This is a genomic window from Fimbriimonas sp. LA-C6 (genome assembly GCF_055398105.1).
Map to the genome: position 1 here is coordinate 4,083,442 of NZ_AP038796.1, position 13,885 is coordinate 4,097,326.

Annotated in this window: 19 protein-coding genes; 6 read left to right on the plus strand and 13 right to left on the minus strand. The window is 54.1% G+C overall.

Translation table 11 applies throughout. From position 1 onward, the window contains the following. Nucleotides 1-79 precede the first annotated feature (79 nt). Nucleotides 80-556 (minus strand): DinB family protein, encoded by a 477-nt coding sequence (locus ACZ51B_RS18805; RefSeq protein WP_464294878.1) that lies wholly within the window; start codon nucleotides 554-556, stop codon nucleotides 80-82. A gap of 182 nt (nucleotides 557-738) precedes the next feature. On the opposite strand from ACZ51B_RS18805, the gene ACZ51B_RS18810 reads away from it, so the two are divergent. Together ACZ51B_RS18810 and ACZ51B_RS18815 are read left to right on the plus strand one after the other, a co-directional pair. Then, nucleotides 739-927 (plus strand): hypothetical protein, encoded by a 189-nt coding sequence (locus ACZ51B_RS18810; protein WP_464294879.1) that lies wholly within the window; start codon nucleotides 739-741, stop codon nucleotides 925-927. A gap of 52 nt (nucleotides 928-979) precedes the next feature. Then, entirely contained in the window at nucleotides 980-1,318 is a 339-nt protein-coding gene (locus ACZ51B_RS18815) for a DMT family protein (protein WP_464294880.1), read from the plus strand. Between the two features lie 2 nt (nucleotides 1,319-1,320). Here ACZ51B_RS18815 and ACZ51B_RS18820 read toward each other — a convergent pair whose 3' ends face one another. From ACZ51B_RS18820 to ACZ51B_RS18865, 10 genes are all read right to left on the minus strand, one after another. Continuing rightward, nucleotides 1,321-2,301, minus strand: a complete 981-nt coding sequence (locus ACZ51B_RS18820; protein ID WP_464294881.1) for an ankyrin repeat domain-containing protein — start codon at nucleotides 2,299-2,301, stop codon at nucleotides 1,321-1,323. Between the two features lie 11 nt (nucleotides 2,302-2,312). Further along, nucleotides 2,313-2,690 carry a VOC family protein gene (locus tag ACZ51B_RS18825; protein WP_464294882.1) on the minus strand — a complete coding sequence of 126 codons (378 nt, stop codon included), beginning with the start codon at nucleotides 2,688-2,690 and terminating at the stop codon, nucleotides 2,313-2,315. 723 nt (nucleotides 2,691-3,413) lie between these two features. Next, nucleotides 3,414-3,944 (minus strand): hypothetical protein, encoded by a 531-nt coding sequence (locus ACZ51B_RS18830; RefSeq protein ID WP_464294883.1) that lies wholly within the window; start codon nucleotides 3,942-3,944, stop codon nucleotides 3,414-3,416. Nucleotides 3,945-4,033: 89 nt separating this feature from the next. Further along, entirely contained in the window at nucleotides 4,034-4,522 is a 489-nt protein-coding gene (locus ACZ51B_RS18835; protein ID WP_464294884.1) for a DUF1579 family protein, read from the minus strand. Between the two features lie 17 nt (nucleotides 4,523-4,539). After that, nucleotides 4,540-5,028: a hypothetical protein gene (locus ACZ51B_RS18840; RefSeq protein WP_464294885.1), complete on the minus strand. Its 489-nt coding sequence runs from the start codon at nucleotides 5,026-5,028 to the stop codon at nucleotides 4,540-4,542. A 148-nt stretch (nucleotides 5,029-5,176) separates the two neighbouring features. After that, on the minus strand, nucleotides 5,177-5,515 hold the full coding sequence (locus ACZ51B_RS18845; RefSeq protein WP_464294886.1) for a YciI family protein: 339 nt from the start codon (nucleotides 5,513-5,515) through the stop codon (nucleotides 5,177-5,179). A gap of 55 nt (nucleotides 5,516-5,570) precedes the next feature. Beyond that, nucleotides 5,571-6,086 carry a DinB family protein gene (locus tag ACZ51B_RS18850; RefSeq protein ID WP_464294887.1) on the minus strand — a complete coding sequence of 172 codons (516 nt, stop codon included), beginning with the start codon at nucleotides 6,084-6,086 and terminating at the stop codon, nucleotides 5,571-5,573. A 29-nt stretch (nucleotides 6,087-6,115) separates the two neighbouring features. Further along, nucleotides 6,116-6,757 carry an NUDIX hydrolase gene (locus ACZ51B_RS18855; protein ID WP_464294888.1) on the minus strand — a complete coding sequence of 214 codons (642 nt, stop codon included), beginning with the start codon at nucleotides 6,755-6,757 and terminating at the stop codon, nucleotides 6,116-6,118. Nucleotide 6,758: 1 nt separating this feature from the next. Further along, entirely contained in the window at nucleotides 6,759-7,553 is a 795-nt protein-coding gene (locus tag ACZ51B_RS18860) for a hypothetical protein (protein ID WP_464294889.1), read from the minus strand. Continuing rightward, a complete protein-coding gene (locus tag ACZ51B_RS18865) occupies nucleotides 7,543-9,057 on the minus strand; it encodes a nicotinate phosphoribosyltransferase (RefSeq protein WP_464294890.1) in 1,515 nt (504 codons plus the stop codon). The genes ACZ51B_RS18860 and ACZ51B_RS18865 overlap by 11 nt, the downstream gene beginning before the upstream one ends. 159 nt (nucleotides 9,058-9,216) lie before the next feature. On the opposite strand from ACZ51B_RS18865, the gene ACZ51B_RS18870 reads away from it, so the two are divergent. Then, complete coding sequence (locus ACZ51B_RS18870; RefSeq protein ID WP_464294891.1) at nucleotides 9,217-10,794, plus strand: GH39 family glycosyl hydrolase; 1,578 nt, start codon at nucleotides 9,217-9,219, stop codon at nucleotides 10,792-10,794. 26 nt (nucleotides 10,795-10,820) lie between these two features. After that, nucleotides 10,821-11,042 (plus strand): RNA-binding S4 domain-containing protein, encoded by a 222-nt coding sequence (locus ACZ51B_RS18875; RefSeq protein ID WP_464294892.1) that lies wholly within the window; start codon nucleotides 10,821-10,823, stop codon nucleotides 11,040-11,042. Nucleotide 11,043: 1 nt separating this feature from the next. Here ACZ51B_RS18875 and ACZ51B_RS18880 read toward each other — a convergent pair whose 3' ends face one another. Together ACZ51B_RS18880 and ACZ51B_RS18885 are read right to left on the minus strand one after the other, a co-directional pair. Beyond that, nucleotides 11,044-12,219, minus strand: coding sequence for a glycosyltransferase WbsX family protein (locus tag ACZ51B_RS18880; RefSeq protein WP_464294893.1), 1,176 nt, complete (start codon nucleotides 12,217-12,219; stop codon nucleotides 11,044-11,046). A gap of 24 nt (nucleotides 12,220-12,243) precedes the next feature. Then, nucleotides 12,244-12,816, minus strand: a complete 573-nt coding sequence (locus ACZ51B_RS18885; protein ID WP_464294894.1) for a TetR/AcrR family transcriptional regulator — start codon at nucleotides 12,814-12,816, stop codon at nucleotides 12,244-12,246. 76 nt (nucleotides 12,817-12,892) lie between these two features. On the opposite strand from ACZ51B_RS18885, the gene ACZ51B_RS18890 reads away from it, so the two are divergent. Both ACZ51B_RS18890 and ACZ51B_RS18895 read left to right on the plus strand, forming a co-directional pair. Further along, nucleotides 12,893-13,372 (plus strand): DUF4188 domain-containing protein, encoded by a 480-nt coding sequence (locus ACZ51B_RS18890; protein WP_464294895.1) that lies wholly within the window; start codon nucleotides 12,893-12,895, stop codon nucleotides 13,370-13,372. A 27-nt stretch (nucleotides 13,373-13,399) separates the two neighbouring features. Next, nucleotides 13,400-13,885: a DinB family protein gene (locus tag ACZ51B_RS18895; RefSeq protein WP_464294896.1), complete on the plus strand. Its 486-nt coding sequence runs from the start codon at nucleotides 13,400-13,402 to the stop codon at nucleotides 13,883-13,885.

Sequence of the window (13,885 nt, forward strand, 5' to 3'; positions counted from 1 at the left end):
GCCGCCTGACTTCACCTGCATCGTCATAGGTTACCGAATACCTACTTGGACGACGGGGCTAAAACCCTAGAGTCGGAAATTACACATAGATTTTCTGGTCGTCCCAACAGGTCTGGAGGAAATCGATTTGACCTGTGTGGAGCGTCGCGTGCCAGCCGGGTAGGTTCATCAGTTGGGTCATGGGCATGGTCCAGCCCATTCCGGAATCTAGGGTGGTCCGGATATCTTCGGGTGTCAGTAGGTCGAGTGCTGCGATCACCTCTTCCGTGCCTTTTCGGAAAACGGTTTCCATCTCTTTGCGGCCGGTGAGTGCGATTTCCTCCGCCTCACGTTGCGCTACCCACTCCTCGATACTGTCGGGTTTTGGTAGGGCCCGATTGTTGATCATCTGAGCGAATCTTCCTGCATAGAGAGCGGTGTGAGCGGCAATCCGGATAGCTGACTTTGCCGTTGGGGTGACTCTCCAGGTCAACTTGTCATCTGGGACGTATGAGAAGTTCCTGAGAAACATCTCCATCCCCTGCACGGCGCTCACTTTATAGATCTCAACTTCCATAACAAACCTTATCTCCGAATCCAATTTTGAAGTCTCTTACTGATAATCAACGAATGACGAATCGCTTTTGGGACGTGGGCGTTCCTTGTTTTTCCAGAAAAGAACTTTCATGTAGTCGTGATGGCAGCGGAGTCGGGCTGAAGTTATGCAAACGTCGTCACCCAAGAGCGAGCTGAGTTTTCATGAGAGTCTGTAATTTTCTGTACTTGGCGGAAGTGCTTGAGCTTCGTGCTGAAGCTCAGAAACTCCATAACATCTTGGACCGCCTTTACACAACCCGATGGGCCACCGGCGGTCAGTCAACGATTCTCGTGGTTTCATACAGTGAGCCTGTCTCCTTTGCTCTCACAGATCGGTTAACACGCTGTTAGAAAGTTGTAGCGAGTCGCTTATCCCGAGAGCCGGTGTGGATACTCAAACCAGATGAAGAAGATTTTAATCGCCGTGTTCTTGCTCGTTTGCTCTAACAGCTTCATGAACTTAGCTTGGTACGGCCACCTGAAATTCAAAGACAAACCGATGCTCGTCATGATCGTAGCCAGCTGGAGCATCGCGTTCTTCGAGTATTGCTTCCAAGTTCCTGCCAACCGAATCGGAAGTGGAGAGTTAACGGTCACGCAACTCAAGGTGATCCAAGAGGTCATCACCCTGGTCACTTTTGTGGTCTTCGCGTTCCTGATGTTCAAAGAGCGCCCCACCATCAACCATGGCATCGCGTTCCTTTTCCTGATCGGCGCCGCCTATTTCGCGACGAAGAAGTGACTCTACTGCGACGCTATGGAGGCCAGAAGGTCGGCGACGTCGTGTCTGCGACAATTGACCGCTCGATCATGAGGTGTCAGGCCATTTTTGTCTCTCGTCGATGGCGATGCCCCGGCAGCTACGAGAGTTTTAGCGACTTCGAGAGTGCCGAAACGGGCCGCTTGATGAAGCGGTGAGGAGCGGTTGATTCCCGCCGGGTGGTTTGGGTTCGCTCCGGCATCTATAAGTGCCTGGACGACCTTCGCGGCATGCGCAGAACTTGCAGCCCGGTACAGCGGAGTGTGATTGCCGCTGTCCAACACGTCTGGATCGACGCCTTGTGATAGCAGCAGCTGGACAACCGGAAGGCAGGCATGGCCCGCAGCGAAGTGGAGCAGGGTTCGTCCGTTGAAGCGAGCCTCGGTGAGGGCCGGGTCATTCGCAATGCTATGAAGGGTGTACTCAAGGAGGGCTTCACGTTCGGTCTTCATCATGCGCGCGAGGATCCCTACAAACACGGATGGACGGGAAGTGAAGTGGTTCGCTAGCTCCATGATTTCCAAATCGCGCTCGTTTACAAGTGCGTCAATCAGCTGATCGAGCATCTGCTGCCGGCGCCAGCGTACTTTGAGTTCCGAGTGTTCCGGGTCTTCATTGGCCTGACCACCGATGTAGGCCGAGCTGACTTGAAAGAACTGTCGCCAGGCCGCCCTCATGGATTCGTCTTCGATAGCGGCATCGATGCTTTCACTCATCAGGCGAAGCCAGGTCGTTCGATGCTGTTCGGTGATGTTGAACCTTGAGTGGGATTCTCTCAGGCTGAGCCACCAGCGGTATTGGGTTTGCTCTGGGTCTCCATCCAGGAACTGGATAAGGAAGGCAGCAAACTCTTCTGTCGCACACCGAAGGCTTTTGCCAGGAAAGAGCGGCTTTAGCTCCTGGTTTGCCGCAACGCGGCCATAAAACTCTTTCGCCAAAAGTCTGCAAGCGGCTTCTGTAAGCATCTGCCCTTTCCTTAGGCGTCCAGTCGGAAGTCGTAAAAGACACGAATCAGGTTCCCATCCAGGTCCGAGGCGATAAACTCCCTCAGCTTCCAAGGTTTGTCTTCCGGCTCCGAGACCATCTTTACCTGAGCTGCTTTCCATTCGGCGAATAGCTCGTCTACCGCCGCCTTGCTCTCAAGGTTGATCCAGAACACAACCGGGCCGCTATTTCCAAGAGATTCCCTGAACACGCGATTAGTGAGGAACAGCCTGCTATCCCCCCGCGAGATCCCCGCAATCCCGCCGTCATCATCCCCCCAATCTAGGGCGAAGCCTAGCCTTTTGACATAGTAGTCAGTGGCCTCACTTACCGTACCGACGGGTATTTCGAGCACAGCGGCAGGGAACATGACGCCATTATAAGACTAATGTCGCTCTGACCACCATCTCCAGCGCAAGCCAAATTCTCGAAGTGGGTCATCTTTAGCGGGCACTTTGTCGGGAGGCGGCCATATCCCTCCTGGTCCAGTGTGTGGCAAGTACTGCCGCTCGGTAGTTCCATTAAACTTCACGACAGCTCGGTCTCTACGGACCTCTAAGACCCTTACTTTATAGCGAGAAGCACCGGTATGCGCTCCGTCTACTGTGAAATCCCAATTCACGATCTTGCCTCTAGAAAAATAGCAGCCACCTCTGTGTGAGAAACTGAGCTTATCTTTGGGCGCACTGAGTTGAGTCCATTTCCCTTGGAAGGGCCTAAATAGCTGGATGCTCGTATAAGACCATAAATTCGGGTCGTTTGTCTTCGCGCAAAGAACCCATAAAACAGGTCCTGTTCTCGTCGCCATGAAGCCACAACTACCACGTCCCCAAGGAATGTCGTGTGTATCCCGTGGGTTCAATATCCTGTAGCCACGGCGAATCAAAATCTTGGCAGAGGATCCGGACTTCCTTTCGAAGACACTGAGATCAAGCTTGTTCTCTGTAGTTCTAGTCAAGACGGCTCGGTACTGTTTGCATCTTGCGCTGTAAATGTGTTGAGGTGAGTAGTATGCGATTAGTGGGGTAAAGAGAATCATCGAAGAATGTCGCCATCTGCCATCAGGATGTCTTGTAGAGAAACGTAAAATGGTTTAGTTGATCCAGAAGGAGTTGGACGACCTTCTAAATTGCATCTCTCGGAAATAGGTTCCACGTTTCGATTTGTGTAATTCATCAATTATGCCAAACGACTTAGCCTGATACTCATCCCAGCTTTCTATGATGGAGTAGCCATAGTTGGTTTGTTGGATCGAAAGTGACCCTCTTGTAGAAAAGGCAAAAACTTGCTTGATGCCTTTCTCGCGTATTGAGACGACCGCTATTTCTTTGTGGTCGCTGTCTGACTGTTGCAATACAAAGTGGACCTCATGGTTGGAAACAGGCACTTTGAACAGAACGGTAGCACCATAGGCAGCTTTGAACACTTCACATGAGTGCCGAAATAGCGTTTGTTTGTACTTTCCAGAAACAGTTAAACTCACGTCACCAAAGAGTTGTCCCTTCACTTTGTGTAGCCGAATCTGTGAAGAGAAGATGTGTATCTTGGAAGGGCTGATGGCCGATTCCGTTTCTCGATGTGGAACGCAAAGCAAGGCCAAATATACTGAAATCATATGCCACATGAAGGTGAACGACCTTCTCCTCCCGGGGGATGAGATCCCTTCATAAGCTGACCTTACATCCTTGCAACAATCCACCCATTAGGTTGCCATTATAAGCCTGAACGCACGTAGGTATCCGTGCAGAATGACGACCATTTTCCGTCTTTTCCTGTCTGCTCGATTTTGCTGGTCCAGGTGTCGTCTTTTCGGTGCCAGGTGAAGGTGTTTCGCATCTCGCCATCGGAGTCCTTCCACACGAATACAATCGAATCGCCTTTACGATGACCTACGCCGAGGCTTTCTGGGAGGGTGCCACCGTAGGTGTCGAGCCAGTGGATGGAGTAGCTCTTGTCGGACTGCATTTGGGTGATATACACATGCGCTGCGTACTTACTTGGCTTCTGCACGTCTTCCATGTCAATCCGCAGCCAGTGATCGTTGAGAGTCCATGCGATCTTGGCGGTGTTCTCAGCCTTCCGCTTGGCAAACTGGCGAGTGATGCGCCACGTCCCCACCATCTTGTCCAGCAGTTCGTCACGCGGGGCAACTCTTGGAGAATTGCTCAGGGCGAACGAACAGATCAAAAGCGCAAGGGTCATGGCGCAAATCGTACCAGCTAGCGATGCATTCCACCGTGGCGGCGGACGTAGCTCCAATCTGGGTTCTTTGTAAGAAAGTCAGCATCTGCATGATTGACGAAACGGACCCAATCGTATGTGGCGCAACAACCTTCATTGGGACCGCCCACAATCAGCCGAAGACGCAAACGATAGAAACCTGGACCGATCGCTTTGCCTAGGTCCACGGACGAGATCCCTGCTGTGTTGAGAGTGGATGTACGAATCGTGTTGACGACTTCATCCTTGGGGCCAAGCACATCCACATCTAAGTGCGCATAACCTTGGACCTGGGTCACACGGGCCATCAGCACAGGGTTGCCAGCAACGTCCACGTAAGCGTCTTGAGTAACTCCGCTCCACTGGAAGTGATAGGGCCAGTTGGGTGGAACCCTATCCAGTCCGAGGAAGATGGTCCCTGGAGTTGGGGTTGCTACAAACGCTTTGTTATCCATCTGTAGGGCACCCCAGCGAGACCTTGTGTCCATCTCATCATTCCAACCAACGTAAACAATCCTGTGTCGTTTATCAGGAGGCAGGGGCCAACTCGTTTGTTGATTCGCAAGCGCTCCAATGGCGATCAAAGGAAGAAATAGCATGGCAATTTTAAGACGTCCGACCTGTTACCCCGAGTCTTCAAAAGTGGAACTGACGAACCTCGACGGGCGCACGACAAGCAATCGTCGCCTTACGGCCCCACTCAATCGCTTCCTCTAGGCTTGCGACGTCCAAGACCCAGAAGCCTCCTACGTGCTCGTTTGTCTTCAGATACGACCCGTCGGAGACAACAATCTTTCCATCTGCATCGGCTCGAATCGATTTTGCGGTGCTCGCATGGTGCAGACCGCCGACGAAAACACGGATGCCAGCGGCGACCATCTCATCGTTAAGCACGTCAATGGCATGGCCCATCGCCTTGTCTTCAGTGGATGGGTCGTAGTTGTCCCGGTGGTGAATTGCGACTATAAATCTCATTTGTTTCTAAACCTCACGTCATTAGCCCGACGAACGGTCAAACGGTTGTAGGACATCAATTATCTGGAGTCTCTTCGCCCAAAAGGTGCCGCGCGGAGTACATTTGCCCCGTGTGGTAAGCAACATGAAACACCATGTACTTCAACAGCTCACCCAAGTTAGACTCCGTGGACCAGTGTGGGGCTGGGGCAGAGAGGTCCGGGTTCCGGGCTTTCAATAACTCCATCGCCGCCTTGTGGACCTTCAACAGCTCATCTTGCACTTGGCTGGCAGTGAGTGCAAGTTGCTCCTCGGTTGGTGTGGTAGTAAGCGTCTTCGGATAGTAGTCAAATCGTTGGTCCAGTAACGGACTGGCTATCTTGCAGTTCGAGAGGTCCCTTAACGCGCCGCCATCCGCCCCATCTCCACCAAACCGCACGGCCTCCCAGTATGCAATGTGTCCAGCGCTCTCTCCAACAGAAAGCAGCTCAGGCGACGGACGTGCCCAAACATGCTCATCCGCCAGCCCCTTGAAGGCTTCGGTCACTTCGAAATAACAGAGATCTAAAAGGCTGAGGTAGGTGTCAAGCATGGTCTCGCACCATCATAAACGGCTTTGCACTATCCTGCAAAGGTGTAAAGCCGCGCGGGCTTTCTGCCGGTTGCACGCTTCTGGTCAGTCTCTACTAACAGATTCTTCATTTCCATCCTGCGAACAAAATTCCGTTTGTCGAGGTGATGGCCCAGGATCGCCTCATGAACTCCCTGGAGGTCAGAAAGGGTGAACTGCTTCGGAAGGAGGTCAAATCCAACGTTGGAATGGTCCAGTCTCTCCTTCAACCGTTGGTGAGCATCCTCAAGGATCTGATTGTGATCAAAGGCAAGTTTGGGGATGCCTGAGACTGGAAGCCAATGAGCTTCCTGAGCGTCCGTCCCGGCCTGGAGTGTTTGGTCTGCAGAGGTCAGGGCATAGTAAGCCACGGTGACAACCCGCCCTCTGGGATCACGTGCAGGGTCGCCATACGACCTTAGTTGTTCCAGATATCGAGCCTTGAACCCAGTCTCCTCCTGCAATTCTCGAGCAGCAGCCTCATCCAGAGATTCATCCGCCAACACAAAGCCACCGGGCAAAGCAAACTCCCCGGCGAACGGCTCAATCAGACGCCGAATGAGCAAGACCCTCAATTCGGCATCTTGTATCGTGAACAAAACAATGTCGACGCTGACAAGAGCTTTGTCTGGGAGGGGCCAAGGTTCGTTCATCTCAAGGGTTCCAAACGTCGGTCACCACGCATCGTGACTGGATCTGCACTTCGTCTTCCAACTTGCTTTGCACGAAGCTGTTGGTGGTGTAGATCTGATCGTACCCAGCAGCTGTGAGACGGTCCAGCGCCCCACCCGAGAAGATCCCGTGGGCCACACACAGGTCCAGCTGAGAAGGGGGAAGTAGACCCGCCACTTTGATAAACGTGGCGCCGCCGTCACAGATGTCATCGGCCACCAGCAGCCGATTGCCGCGAACATCGGCAGGGCAGATCAGCCCAATGATCTTGCCCGTCTCTTGATCTCGCTCTTTATCAAAGATGTACTCAGGCAAACCACTGTTATGGAGCCAAGGTTGGCGCCCTCTTGCACTCTCGTCTGGGTACACAATGCCGTCGTACTGAGACATGTCTGGGATGAGCGCCAAAGCCGTGCCGTTCTCATTCGAATCATGCGGAACGAGAATATCTAATGTGCTGGATGCACCGGCCAGAATGCTACGGGCATATTGGGCCACGTTCGGTACACGCCTCTCCCCGCTCAGAGATTTGTCACTTCTCGCACCATAAAGATAGGTGACAAAGATGTCCAAAGAACCAACTGCCCATGCACTCTGCGCGACCAGGTCGAGAATTGTCGCCGTATTCATACAAACACGAAGACTGCGAACCTGAGAGTCCTTTGAAAACCAGATCTGGTTCTGACCGTCGGGGAACTGATAGACGCCCCAGTCTTCTCCATAGATCAGAGGGGACTGGGAATTGTCAAAGAATCGAATGTAACGATTAAAGTCCATAGATTTCCTCGGCTCGATAAAGGGCCAGTTGATCTCGAATTTCCTCAAATGACTGAATGCGAAGGAATCTACCGTCTTCCCATACGGGTTGCAGACAGTCTCCATCAATCGGTTCTGGAGTTGCATGCTCCACAACCTGGAAGCCAGTCTCGCCCCGAACCACAGAAAGGAATCCCTTGAGGGACTTCTTCATGCCAGAGTCGGTCTTTGGAGCCTTATAGATCGGACGAGCGGAGCCGTCGTGGAGCACCACGGCGGTGGCCTTGACGGCAATTCCGTGGGTGTCTCGGGTCACGTATTGGTAGGTGTAGCTGCCGATCCCAAGAACGACGTTGGTCGATGAGAACCCCTTGTCCATCAGACGTTGAAGGATCGATTCCTGATAGGCAAGAGTGATCGAATCCCCGTAGATCGCCCCGATGTGCGAGTCCAGCTGCCTGTATCCCTTCGCGTTCACCGTGCCGCCGAAAGTCTTGTACAGACATTCAATGAGTCCCTTGTTTTCGGGAGTTCCTTCGGGAGCATCAGGGTCTCCACAGAGGATCTCCACCGGAGTCTTTGGACTGGAGTCGGGACGGATGACCAGCTTGCCATTGCGAGCTATGATCCTCTCCTTGAGGCGAGGGAGAATCTCAGTAACCACTGCCCAGAAGTCCCAAGTGTCGCTCACCACAGAGAGGATGCCTGTCGGATACAACCGAAGCAGGCGATCAAAAGTCTGCTCCTCGTTCTCCTCGCCGCCCGCGCTCATCACACTGTGCTCCGTAGCTGGAACGCTGGTCCCCAGCCCGGGATTCCACTCCTTCATGTCGAAGAACTCCGCTGCGTCATAGTTCTCAATGATCCAGTTTCGGGCGTGGAGAGTATCGGTTCCCTTGAAAGAAAGGAGGTGTGCCGCACTGCTCAGGGTTGAGGCTTCAAGTCCAAACATGCCTCGGAAAGAGAAGTCGTGTCCCTGAAACTCGGGCATGAAATCCTGCTCTGAAGTCTTGGCAGCGAATCGGTCGAAGTTGCAGCGGTAGTTGTAGGCGGTGGTTGCTGACGTACATGGCCCCCACAACTCTGCGCTCATCCAGCTTTCGATGAAGTTCGTCAGCCAGGGCACTCTCGCATCCGTGTTCATCACCGTTAAAACCGGAATTCCGTGCCGGACAACGGTCCCTTCTGGCAGTGCCTTAAAGATGAGCGGCAGATAGCCAATTCCGTGGAGATCCTTCACACAGTCAAGCTGAGTCTGAGTGGGCATCTCCCCGAAAAAGTCTCGGTAGAAGATGCTGAAGTCACTTACCGCTTCCTCGCAGGGCACGTTAAAGAAGGTGGATGCAAAGGTGGCCTCTAACTTCCTAAGAAATGCCTGAAGGCCAAAAAGCACGAACCGGTCGTGGCTAGCGCGTGAGCCAGAGCGAGGGGTGAGGTTGGAGTAGACGTGCGCTACCTCGGCCGGATACTGAATCCAGTGACTGAGCTTGTATGAGTCTGCAAATTGAAAAGGGGTTCGGTACATCTTCTATGCTCTATTTGATAAGTGTATTGTTGACATTTATTATAGTGTTTAAATAACACTTATGGATAGTCGCTTTCAAATTCTTAACCAAAAGACCCATGGATCCGTCTTCGGCATATAATGGCGGGGATCTTCAAACTCGGTACCAGTCAATCAACGATGAAAACACACCAAGTTCCACTCATGGGTCTTATCGTTCTGGCATCCCTCACCGCCAGTTCCGTCAATGCCCAGACCATCTCGGTCGATCTGAAGCGCAAGACTTTGAAGCGCAGCACCATGCCTAGCTTTAGCGTGGGCTCGGACCGAAGCATGATCTTCCTCCGAGACGAGCATCAGCGTGACCTCAAGAGCCTCCAAGCGGCGGCCAAGTTCCGCTACCTCCGCTGCCATGGCATCTTCAACGAAGAGATGAAGATCGTCACCCGGCAGGCCAATGGATCGTTGAGATTCGACTGGACGAATGTGGATCGGTTCATTGACCAACTGAAAGCCGCCAAACTCCGCCCGTTTGTGGAGTGCGGATTCATGCCGGAGCCTCTTGCCAGTGGAACGCAGACAATCTTCTGGTGGAAAGGCAACGTCACCCCGCCCAAGAGCCAAGACGAATGGTCCCGGTTCATCCAGGAGTTTGCACGCCACGAAATCGCTAAGCGTGGGCTATCCGAGGTTCAAAAGTGGTACTTCGAGGTGTGGAACGAGCCGAATCTCGATGGCTTCTGGACTGGCGGCCAAAGCGGCTATTTCAAGCTTTACGCCACCACCGCAAAAGCCCTCAAAGCGGTTGACCCCAGCCTCCGGGTCGGCGGACCCTCCACCGCTGGCATGGGGTGGATCCCCGAGCTCCTCACCTACTGCAAAGACAACGCGGTACCCATCGATTTCATCTCCTCCCACAGCTACGCCGCTACGCAAGGATTCCTAGATGAACAAGGCAAAGGCGGCGGCACGGTGCTGGTCACCACCCCCGAGACGCTGATCGCGGAGTTCACAAGAGCCCGTGAAGATATCCGCCGCAGCGCCTTCCCCAAGATTCCGCTGTTCATCACCGAGTGGGGCCCCAGCTATTCGCCGCGCGACCCGATCCACGACAGCTACGTCTGCGCCCCGTTCATCTTAGAGAAGGTGCGGCAGTGCGAGGGAGTGGTGGATGGAATGTCGTACTGGGCATTTACCGACCAGTTCGAAGAACCAGGACCTCCTGGTGAGCCGTTCCATGGCGGCTTCGGCCTGATGAACGTAGACGGCCTCCGTAAGCCCGCGTTCTATGCCTACAAGTTCCTTGCCGAACTCTACGACTCAGAGGTGCCCGTCAGCGCGCCACGCACCATCGTCACCAAGAAAGGCGCTAACGTCAAAGCGCTCCTCTGGGACTACTCCCCACCCAAAGCCGACGCGCCCAACAAACCGTTCTACGAGCGCGACCTGCAGCCCACAAAACTCCCTGACGCCGCCCTCACCTTCGAGGGACTGCCCAAAGGAGTCTATCGAGTCACCAGAGTCGGCACCGGCTGGAACCGAAACGACGTCTACGGTGCCTACCTAGCCCTCGACAAACCCGCCGGACCACGCGCCCACCTACCCGCAGATGTCCTAAAGAAGCTAAACGCCGCCTCAGACGGCCAGCCCGAAGAGATGCAAGACATCGTGGTAGACCGCACCGGCCACGCCGAGATACGCCTCCCGATGCGCACCAACGATGTGTGGCTCATCAGCCTAGAAAAGCGGGGGAAGTAGCCGCTCCCCGGTATCCTTAACCCCACATGTCTAACGAGATCACCTTCACCCTCCGAACCGAATACATCACGCTGGGGCAACTCCTAAAAGCCGCCTCCATCGTCTCCACAGGCGGAGAAGGGAAGGAGATGCTCGCAGCCGGAGGCATCCTCGTCAACGGCGAAGAGGACAACCGACGAGGAAGAAAGGTACGCCCCGAAGACCTCGTCACCCTGCCCGACGGGCGGATGATTCGGGTCTCGGCTTAGCCTAAGGTCGGAACACCGACCTAATCGCCTCCAAATACTTCATCCCATGCACCTTGTCTGGTTCTAAGTAGCTGCCCTCGGTCCATTCGTTCCAGCAGTTGATATTCAGAATTCGAGGCCCCTTCGGCTGCGACAGAAGCCGTTGCTTAGTCAGCAGAAGCGCCTCGCGGAAGCGCTCGGGGGTGTTGCCGCTGATGATGTTCATGAACGGATAACCGGAGTCTCCGAACTCGTCGCGTTGGTCGGCTCTTGGGCTTGGGTCCCAGCCCATGGTGACGTTGGGGAAGTAGGGGACATCGAACTGTTTCTGGGCGGAATCCCAATACTGGAAGTAGGCGTCTCGGACGTAGTTGTAGTCGGTCTGCTGCTGCGGAAGACCCACGTGGTGAATCCACACATAGGAAGTGACCGAGTCGAATCCTAAGTCTTTGATGAGCTTGGGAGTGTCGGCAGGTCTGTTTTCGCCGGGCAGAATAGCCTGACCCCACACGACGGCGTTCAGATGCAGCCCAGGTAAACCCGCAGCGACCGCCTTGGCTCGAAGCCGATCTAGGGCGGCGCGGCATGCTTTGACGGAACCAAAACTATCGAGGAGTTTGGTGAGTTCGTAGATGGAAAAGTAGGGCTTGCCATCGATCTTCCAGTAGGAAGGGTGCCGGAAGTAGTCCTTCACCAGATGGTCGCCAATCTTTTCGAAGGTTTCGGGAGTGACTCGGCCTGGGTAGAGCAGCTTCTGAGGCGAACCTTTTCGGTAGGGGTGAATGTCTAGCCAGTCGTGATTCGCCCACATAAACGCGAACTTCAATCGCTTGTTGTTCCGCGCCTTTAGGAAGCCTCGATCGATGGGGCGGTCGAGGAAGGGGCCGTCGTTGTAGTAGTACCAATCGAAGATGAAGGCGTCCACACCATTGTTCGCAGCCGCATCAATCTTCTGCGCCATCACCTTCGGGTTCGACTCATCGGTGTATCCCCAAAGCGGGACGTTGGGCTGTTGATGACCCGGAAAGCGTGGCTTGGCGGCTTTCACGAGCTCCCATTCTGACCATCCAGCGCCCTTTGTCTTCTCATTCCTCGGGTCGCCAGGGTGGTAGTTGCCAAAGTAGTAGCTGGCAACGGTGATCTTGTCCTGACTGAAATTTGCAGCAAGGAAGGCGAGGAGGAGTAGGGTGCACGACATGGGCTGTGCCGAGCGTACCAGGTACTAACGAATACCCGAAAGAGTCAGTCCAAGAAGCGAATCAAGCCACTCATCGGTGATCAGCTCCTCGGGGTAGAACTGCGAAACCTCGATGAAGCCCTGGACCACAGACCAGGCGAAGGCGCAGTACTGATCAACCTTCTCGTGGTCGGTGGTACTCGCCAAAATGCTCTCCCTCAAAGTCCCCGAAGAGTGAACAGCGCCGTCGGGAATGGCACCTGCTTTTGTCTGTTTCAGGTCGGGCCGCATCATCAGGTCGAAGAGGTTCCGATTCGCCCTCCCGAATCGAATGTAGGCTCGCCCCACTGCGATGAGTGCCTCACGTGGGTCTGCTACACCTACCCTGGCCGCCTCAAGAGTGTCGGCAAACTCCGACCAGTGCCGTTCATTCAATGCCAGTAGAAGCGAGTGCCGATCGGGAAAGTGGTTTAGCGGAGCACTGTGAGACACCCCCACACGCCGCGCGCACTCGCGCAAGGTGAGTGCGTCCGCGCCGCTCTCCAGAACAATCTCCGCAGCGGCTTCCAGCAACGCCACCCTCAACTGCCCGTGGTGATACTTCCTCTCGACGCTCATAGGTCCTTTTTACCTGAAATGTAGACAATGTCTAGATTCCGTGATAATATAGACATTGTCTACATATGTGAATAAGATGAAAACCAACAACGAACGGCTCAGCGTGACGATGGAAGGGGACTTCGTCGTGTTCCTCATCGGAATGAGGGTCAACCGCCTCTGGAAGTTCTGGAAGTGGCTCCCCGTGTTTTCTGCAATGCCCAAAATGCTCCAGGAGCTTCAAGCCGATCCCAACTCAGGATTTTTGGGAGGAGAGATGTCGTTTGGCCGGATCATCATGCAGGTTCAGTACTGGCGCAGCACCGAAGACCTCATCCGCTACGCACACGACAAAGACTCCCAGCACCTTCCAGCCTGGCGCAGCTTCAACCGCTCCATCGGCACCAACGGCGACATCGGCATCTACCACGAGACGTATCCCGTGAGCAAAGACAACTTCGAAGTCGTTTACAACAACATGCCAGCCTTCGGCCTGGGCAAAGTAGGCGAGCTGGTTCCAGCATCAGGGAAGATGAAAGAGGCAAGAACAAGACTTAACAAAAATAGTATTGTCTAAATAGGTAGACGTATTTATACTACTTGCATGGCGAATCTACATCTTCTTATCAACGCGTGGGACGAGGCTATCCGCGAATTCAGTCTGGTTTTTGAAGGTCTAGCAGACGAAGATGTCTGGAAACGACCCCACCCATCGCTTTTGAGCGTAGGTGAGCTGACAGCGCACGTCGCCTATTACGAAGCCGTCATGACCAACGAACCAGCAGGCCCAAAGGTCCACATTAGCAGCCCGCTGGTAAAGCGGTCGTTCTCGTACTACCCCACTCAAGTGCGTAAGCCGGTGCAGTTAGATCTGACGGCAGAAGGGCTCCTCGCCGAACTCACCCGAATCCATGATGAAGCCAAGGCCGCAGTACTCAAAGTGGATCGCGACAGCGAGGATCTCATCGCGGGTCGTAAGAATGCCACTTGGGGTGCCTACTTGCAGTACCTCGGCTTCCACGCCGCCTATCACGGTGGTCAGGCCTACTCTGTCCGGCACCTTTTAGGGCACACCCCATCGGATAATTAG